General features: G+C 62.6%; 5 protein-coding genes. 3 read left to right on the top strand and 2 right to left on the bottom strand.

Annotated elements, in window-relative coordinates; translation table 11 throughout:
• Positions 1-665, bottom strand: a 665-nt coding sequence (gene feaR / locus HMPREF1024_RS09370) for a transcriptional regulator FeaR (RefSeq protein WP_009309009.1), incomplete at its 3' end; no start/stop codon positions are given.
• A 235-nt stretch (positions 666-900) separates the two neighbouring features.
• Between feaR and HMPREF1024_RS09375 the strand changes: the two genes are divergently transcribed.
• The 3 genes from HMPREF1024_RS09375 (at position 901) to HMPREF1024_RS09385 (ending at position 4442) form a co-directional block, all read left to right on the top strand.
• Complete coding sequence (locus HMPREF1024_RS09375) at positions 901-2400, top strand: aldehyde dehydrogenase family protein (RefSeq protein WP_009309008.1); 1500 nt, start codon at positions 901-903, stop codon at positions 2398-2400.
• A gap of 124 nt (positions 2401-2524) precedes the next feature.
• Complete coding sequence (locus HMPREF1024_RS09380) at positions 2525-3415, top strand: oxidoreductase (protein WP_009309007.1); 891 nt, start codon at positions 2525-2527, stop codon at positions 3413-3415.
• A 43-nt stretch (positions 3416-3458) separates the two neighbouring features.
• Complete coding sequence (locus HMPREF1024_RS09385) at positions 3459-4442, top strand: zinc-dependent alcohol dehydrogenase family protein (RefSeq protein ID WP_004224482.1); 984 nt, start codon at positions 3459-3461, stop codon at positions 4440-4442.
• 2 nt (positions 4443-4444) lie between these two features.
• Here HMPREF1024_RS09385 and tynA read toward each other — a convergent pair whose 3' ends face one another.
• Complete coding sequence (tynA, locus tag HMPREF1024_RS09390) at positions 4445-6712, bottom strand: primary-amine oxidase (RefSeq protein WP_004176379.1); 2268 nt, start codon at positions 6710-6712, stop codon at positions 4445-4447.
• Positions 6713-7049 lie beyond the last annotated feature (337 nt).

The raw sequence follows: 7049 nt of genomic DNA, 5'->3' as shown, positions 1-7049 counted from the left end.
GTCTCGCTGGCCAGCCACTCCGGACGCAGATGCTCCGACTGAATGGACGCATCGATTAACGCAATAATCTTCTGAAACTGCTTTTCCCGCCGGGAAGGGGCAGGATCGCACTGATGCAGCACCGGGCGCAACAGGCAGGCGATCGCCTCCAGCGCGGCTTCGCTCTCGCTGGCGGAGAGCGTCGTGCCGCCCATGCTTTCCAGCAGCAGTCGCTGGCTGAGCTGGACCATTGGCAGAGATTTGTCCAGCCGGCAGGCGGTAGTGATGTCCCCTGTGGGCGCCACCCGCTGGCGCGGCAGCAGCAGCGAGGCCTGACGCGAGGTCTGCTGCCAGACGATGGAGCATGGGCGGGCGGCGTCGATTAACGTGATATCGCCTGCCGCCAGCGTCACCTGGCGATCGTCCTGTTCGATGATGGCTTCGCCGGCGAGCTGAAACACGGTATAGAACCAGGCGTCGTTATCGCGTTTTATCTCATTGCGCGTGCGGTAGAGATTGACGCCGGCGGCGGTGACGGTACTGACCTTGAGGCTGCCGGCGTAGCGGGCGTCAATCTCGCCGTGGAAACTCTCCTCCAACGGCCGGGCGGCGAAATGGCCGCAGACCTGATTGATCGTCGCCAGCCAGCGCTGATACGCCAGCCCTCCCTCTGCCGTGGTCATCATTCGCCCTTTTCCTGTAATAACAATGTTTCCGCATTGTTGCATTTGTGTCGCCTCAGGCAAGGGCGCGATGGCGGGTATATGAAAGAACTATTACCCGCGGCACATTTCTGCGAGGGCAGACGACGGAATTGCGGCGACTGTCACAGCGGCGCAAACGAATGTCACAGAGAAAAAAGCGCCAACCGCCAACCAGACATAGACTGAAAGCACTATCCGCGATGAATAAGGAAAGGGTATGTCCACCTCACAGATAGCGCTGCTTGCCAGCGTCCAGCAGTTTTTAGACCGTCAGCATGGCCTGTATATCGACGGCGCCCCCTGCGCCGCGCAGAGCGAAAACCGGTTAACCGTCTGGGATCCGGCCACCGGGCAGGCGATTGCCACCACCGCCGACGCCAGCCCGGCGGATGTCGACCGGGCGGTGATGTCCGCCTGGCGCACTTTTGTCGATCGCCGCTGGGCCGGGCGCACCCCGGCTGACCGTGAACGCATCCTGCTGCGTTTTGCCGATCTGGTGGAGCAGCACGGCGAAGAGCTGGCGCAACTGGAAACCCTCGAGCAGGGGAAATCCATTGCCATCTCCCGCGCCTTTGAGGTCGGCTGCACCCTGAACTGGATGCGCTACACCGCGGGGCTGACCACCAAGATCAGCGGCCGGACGCTGGACGTTTCGATCCCGTTCCCGCAAGGGGCGCGTTACCAGGCGTGGACCAAAAAAGAGCCGGTCGGGGTGGTGGCGGGCATCGTCCCGTGGAATTTCCCGCTGATGATCGGCATGTGGAAGGTCATGCCGGCCCTGGCGGCGGGCTGTTCGATCGTCATCAAACCCTCGGAAACCACCCCGCTGACCCTGCTGCGGGTGGCGGAGCTGGCGACCCAGGCGGGCGTTCCTGACGGGGTGTTCAACGTGGTCACCGGCAGCGGCGCCGGCTGCGGCGCGGCGCTGACCGCCCATCCGCAGGTGGCGAAGGTTAGCTTTACCGGCTCGACGGCGACCGGGAAACAGATTGCCCGCGTGGCTGCCGACCGCCTGACCCGCGTGACGCTGGAGCTGGGTGGCAAGAATCCGGCGATTGTGCTCAAAGACGCCGACCCCCAGTGGGTTATTGAGGGGCTGATGACCGGAAGCTTCCTCAATCAGGGGCAGGTCTGCGCCGCCAGCTCGCGGATCTACATCGAAGCGCCGCTGTTTGACACCCTGGTCAGCGGCTTCGAGCAGGCGGTGAAATCGCTGCAGGTGGGGCCGGGGATGCAGGAGACGGCGCAGATCAACCCGGTGGTCTCCCGGGCCCACTGCGACAAGGTGGCGGCCTACCTCGAAGAGGCTCGCCAGCAGAAGGCAGAGCTTATCAGCGGCAGCGCCGGACCAGACGCGGGAGGGTACTATATTCCGCCAACGCTGGTGGTAAACCCCGACGCCGGACTGCGTCTCAGCCGTGAGGAGGTTTTTGGCCCGGTGGTGAACCTGGTGCGAGTGGCCGATGGCGAGGAGGCGCTGCGCCTGGCCAACGACAGCGATTTTGGTCTGACCGCCAGCGTCTGGACCCGCGATCTGACCCAGGCCCTGAACTACACCGACCGTCTGCAGGCGGGAACGGTATGGGTCAACAGCCATACCCTGATTGACGCCAACCTGCCTTTCGGCGGCATGAAGCAGTCTGGTACCGGCCGCGATTTCGGCCCTGACTGGCTCGACGGCTGGTGCGAAACCAAATCCGTCTGCGTGCGCTACTAACCCTCCGTCGGGGAAGGCGAAAGGCTTTTCCCGACGCGCCGCTTGCCGACCTCCGGTCTTTCTCGCTACTGTGGAGGGCAATCTTTGCCTAATCTGGGCGGTGAATCATCAGGAGGTCTTCGGCATGACAGCATTTCCTAAGGTTGCGCTAATTGGTCCCGGCGCCATCGGCACCACGATTGCCGCCGCCCTGTTTGAGAGGGGGAGGGCGCCGATGGTCTGCGGGCGTACCGCCCATTCGGCGCTGGTGCTGCGCACTGACGAAGGTGAGATCGTGGTGCCCGGCCCGGTGCACACCGACCCGATGGCGATAGCCGCCCCCTTCGACCTGGTCTTTGTCGCGGTGAAAACTACCCAGACGGAGGCCATCGCCCCCTGGCTGACGGCCCTGTGTTCCCCTGACACCGTGGTGTGCGTGCTGCAAAACGGCGTTGAGCAGCGCCAGCAGTTTGCCCCCTTGACCGGCGGCGCGACGGTGCTGCCGTCGGTGGTCTGGTTCCCGGCGCAGCGCGATGCCGATGCCTCTGTCTGGTTGCGCGCCACGCCGCGCCTGACGCTGCCGGATCTGCCGGGGGCAGAGCGGGTGCAGCAGGCGCTGGCGGGAACCCGCTGCGCGGTGGACCTGGCGGCTGATTTTACCACCGTGGCCTGGCGCAAACTGTTGCAGAACGCGGTTGCCGGTCTGATGGTGCTGACCGGACGACGCGCCGGGATGTTCGCCCGGGAGGACATCACTGCCCTCGGGCTGGCTTATCTGCGCGAATGCCTGCAGGTGGCGCGGGCGGAAGGGGCCGCCCTGAGCGACAACGTGCCGGAGGAGATTATCGCCGGCTTTCATCGGGCGCCTGCCGACTTAAGCACCTCTATTCTGATCGATCGCCTCAATGGCCGACCGCTGGAGTGGGATATTCGTAACGGCGTGGTGCAGCGTCGCGGGCGTCAGCACGGCATTCCGACGCCGCTCAGCGATATCATCGTGCCGCTGCTGGCGGCGGCCAGCGACGGCCCGGGCTGACCCGGGCTGGCGCGGGTGCGAGCCACTGGAAGCGGGATCTGCTATGATCCCGCCTTTCGCTGTCTGGAGCCAGTCGATGTTCAACGACGCCATTGTTTATGACCGCTACGGGCCGCCGGCCGCCGTGCTGACCCTGAAACGCCTGCCGCTGGCGCCGCTGGCGGGCGGACGGGTGCGGGTCAGGATGCGCTTTGCCCCGGTGAATCCTTCGGATCTGATCCCCGTGACCGGCGCCTATCGCCACCGCACCCGACTGCCGGCCGTCGCCGGCTATGAAGGCCTTGGCGAGGTGGTCGCCGCGCCATACGGCAGTCGGTTGGCCGCGGGCCAGCGGGTGCTGCCCCTGCGCGGGGGCGGCACCTGGCAGCGGTTTATCGATCTGGATGAGACCTGGCTGGTGCCGGTGCCGCCGGCAGTTGACGATCTGCTGGCCGCCCGCGGGTATATCAATCCGCTGACGGCGATGCTGATGCTCAAGCGCTGGCCGGTTGCCGGAAAACACCTCGTGCTGACCGCGGCATCGTCCTCCTGCGCCAGTCTGCTGGGGCAGTGGGCGCTGGCGATGGGCGCCCGCTCGGTGAGCGGGATTATTCGCTCGCCGCAGCACCGGGCGCGCCTGGAACAGGCCGGGATCTATCCGATCCTCGATACCGACCGGGCGCTGATGGAGAAGGTCAGCCAGCACAGCGATCTGGTGTTTGACGCGGTGGGCGGCGAACTGGCGAATACGCTGCTGTCGGTGCTGCCCGGGTCGTCGACCCTGATCTCCTATGGGCTGTTATCCGGGCGGCCGCTGACCCAGACGCGCGGTAGCGCGACGGTGCGCAAGTTTCATCTGCGGGAGGCGCTGCCGACACTCAGCGTGGCGGCGTGGCGGGCAGCGTTCGACGAAATCTGGCAGCGCCTGCCGACGACCTCCCAGCCGCCGGCCCAGCGTATAGCGTTGAACGACTGGCGGGCGGCGATTGCCGCCGCCGGCCAGCCGGGAAGAGGCGGTAAGATCCTGCTGGATTTCACCGCCGGTTAAGATTACTTTTTCTTTTCGCCCAGAGTAGGGGTTTCGTCAAAGAAGTTCCACGGCTTGAGCAGCGCGTGCGCCCACTCGGTCGGCATGATCGGCCACTCTTCGGCGCGCGCCACGTGGGTGGTGCCGGTGGTGATCCACACGACGTCATCGTGGTTAGTCAGCGACTCATCATCCTTCGCGTACTGGCCCAGGCCGGTATCGTGGGCGGAACGGTTCGGGTATTTCCCTTCCGGATATCGCTCTGTCGGGTGGTAGCGCGTCACCCACAGCTGTTTATCCATAAAGCTCAGGCGATGATATATCCACTCGTCCGGGGCGAATTTGGCGCCGGTCGCCGCCGGGTGCGTGCCGCCGGCGTAAGGGATAATCTGGTATGAGACCGGGTTGCCCATGCGGTTCTCTTTGCTGGTGTTGCTCAGCAGGCGGATAGTGCCCGGGTCGAATTTCTGCGCCGCTTTCTGCTCGCTGTCAATCGTGTACTGATTCACCTGCATAGTACTGGTGCGCGGGCCGCCGGCGGTGTTGGGCTTCACTTCCGGGTCCATCGCCACCAGGGTGTTGTTCTCGCCGTCCACATCGAGGTCGAGGCGGAAGTTATAGATGTGCTGGTGAGTGGTGCCGACAATATTATGGTCGATCAGCGTTCCGTAGCGGGTATCCTCTTTGGCGCTGGGGTCATGCATGGTCTTCGCCAGCACGCCTTTCACCGCTTCAATGCCGGTGGCGCCGGCGTCGATACCGATGGTGCCGTTGTCATGGAACACCCAGTCAAAGATATAGTCGTAGTTGCCGACGGTGCTGATCCAGCGTACCACCAGTTCCCGGCGTTCGGTGCTGACGTTGGGTTTGCCCATCTCCAGGTGCTTATACTCAGGCCCGGCATAGCGTTCGAATATGGCCACCGCGCCTGGAATAGTGGTTGGTTTGCCGGTGTAATCGGCGATAGTTTCGTCCAGCAGTACCGCATTTGACGGCGCATCTTTACCGCGTACAATCGGCGAGGTCAGGGTGCCCATGCCATAATCGCCGGAGTCCAGATAGGCTTTGAAATACCAGCCGACGTCCGGGTCGCCGTAGGGAACGATCATCCCGCCGAGGGAACCTTCATACATCACCTGGCGTTTTGTGCCGTTATCGTTGTAGGTCACCGTTGACAGAATTGGTCCGACGCGCGAGTTAAGACGCAGGTGGAAATCCCAGTTCTGCCAGTGAATGGTATCGCCGGTAATGGTGTAGTTTTTGCCTTCCGGTTCGGTTATCTCCAGCGGTTTCACCGCCGGGGCGTTGCGGTCGCGACCATCATAAGGACGGGGCTCCATTGGGACCGGGATCACCGGACCTTCTTCGATTTTGATGATTTTCTTCGCTTCAAGGTCGACCACCGCCACCAGGTTTTCAATCGGGTGCGCCCAGTAGTTGCCGTCGCCGGTATCCAGATAACTGACCACCTTCAGCAGACGCGCATCCTGCTGCAGGCCATCTTTGCCATCAAAAAAGCCAACGGTGAGCGGGGTGGTGACCACTTTGCCAGGATCGGTAATACCGTGCTTTTTCAGCACCTCAGCGAATTCGCTGCTGGTATTGATGATGTTCTGCACGCTGACAAAATCATCGAGCAGCACCATCCCGTGGGCGCCTTTGATCGGCGTCCAGGAAAGGATTTTTTTGTTTTGCAGATCGACCACGGCTTCAATGACGTGTTTGCCATCGAGCATCACCACATCGGCAGTGCGGGGAGCATCGACCGGCGTTCCCTGCAGGGCAAAGGCCCATACCGCCGCCTTGTCCGGCTCGTGTAAGGAAATCTCAGTAAAGCGGGTATTCGGCTGAAACTCCGGCGCGGCTTTGACAATGGTCACCGCTTCACTGATTTCCGCCGCCGAGAGCGAGTTTAACGGGTGCGGGCGCTTTTCCACCTGGAAGGTCTGATCGAGACCGGACTGGAAGACATCGTTGATAAAGGTATCGGAAACCCAGGCTTTACCTTCCTTCATTACCACAGGCACCTGTAGGTCAAGGGATTTACCGTTGACGATCGCCGTTTTGGCGCCGGGCTTTACTTTGACGTAAGCGCCGTCTTTTATCAGGGTGAACATTTGCGCGTAGTCATCCCACTGCACATCGGCGCCGAATTCCTGCAGCGTTTTATCCAGCGGTACCATGTGGGCTTCGCTACCGTGAGCGAAGACCGGTGATTGCCAGGCGCAAACCACCGCCACGGCCAGCGCCAGCGCGGTTTTACGAGGAGAAAATTTCAAGCCGTTTGCCATTGTGACCTCATCTTATTGTTGTGTTGTCTCTTGCCGCTGCGAATGTCGGCTTTGTCATCCTTAAGCTACCAGCCAGCGGCGCCGGGGCGTTTGTTTGCTTTTGCCAGCTTGTTTGTCAGTTTTGCCAGACGGGCGTAAAAAATGCCTCCGCAGAGGCATTGAGAACGTGCGCTGATTTTTTTGCCGGGTGGCGGCTGACGCCTTACCCGGCCTACGGTCCGTGCGGCCTGCCGTTAATTTATTCACCATTCTTGCTGGCCCGAGCCCGGGGGTACAGGGGGCGGCGGCGACTGGCCGCCCCCTGTGCGCTCCCTGCGCTATGCCAGGCATAACGCAG

The organism is Klebsiella sp. 4_1_44FAA, assembly GCF_000238715.1.
In the GTDB taxonomy this organism is placed as follows: domain Bacteria; phylum Pseudomonadota; class Gammaproteobacteria; order Enterobacterales; family Enterobacteriaceae; genus Klebsiella; species Klebsiella pneumoniae.
This window is presented reverse-complemented; position numbering and strand designations above follow the sequence as displayed.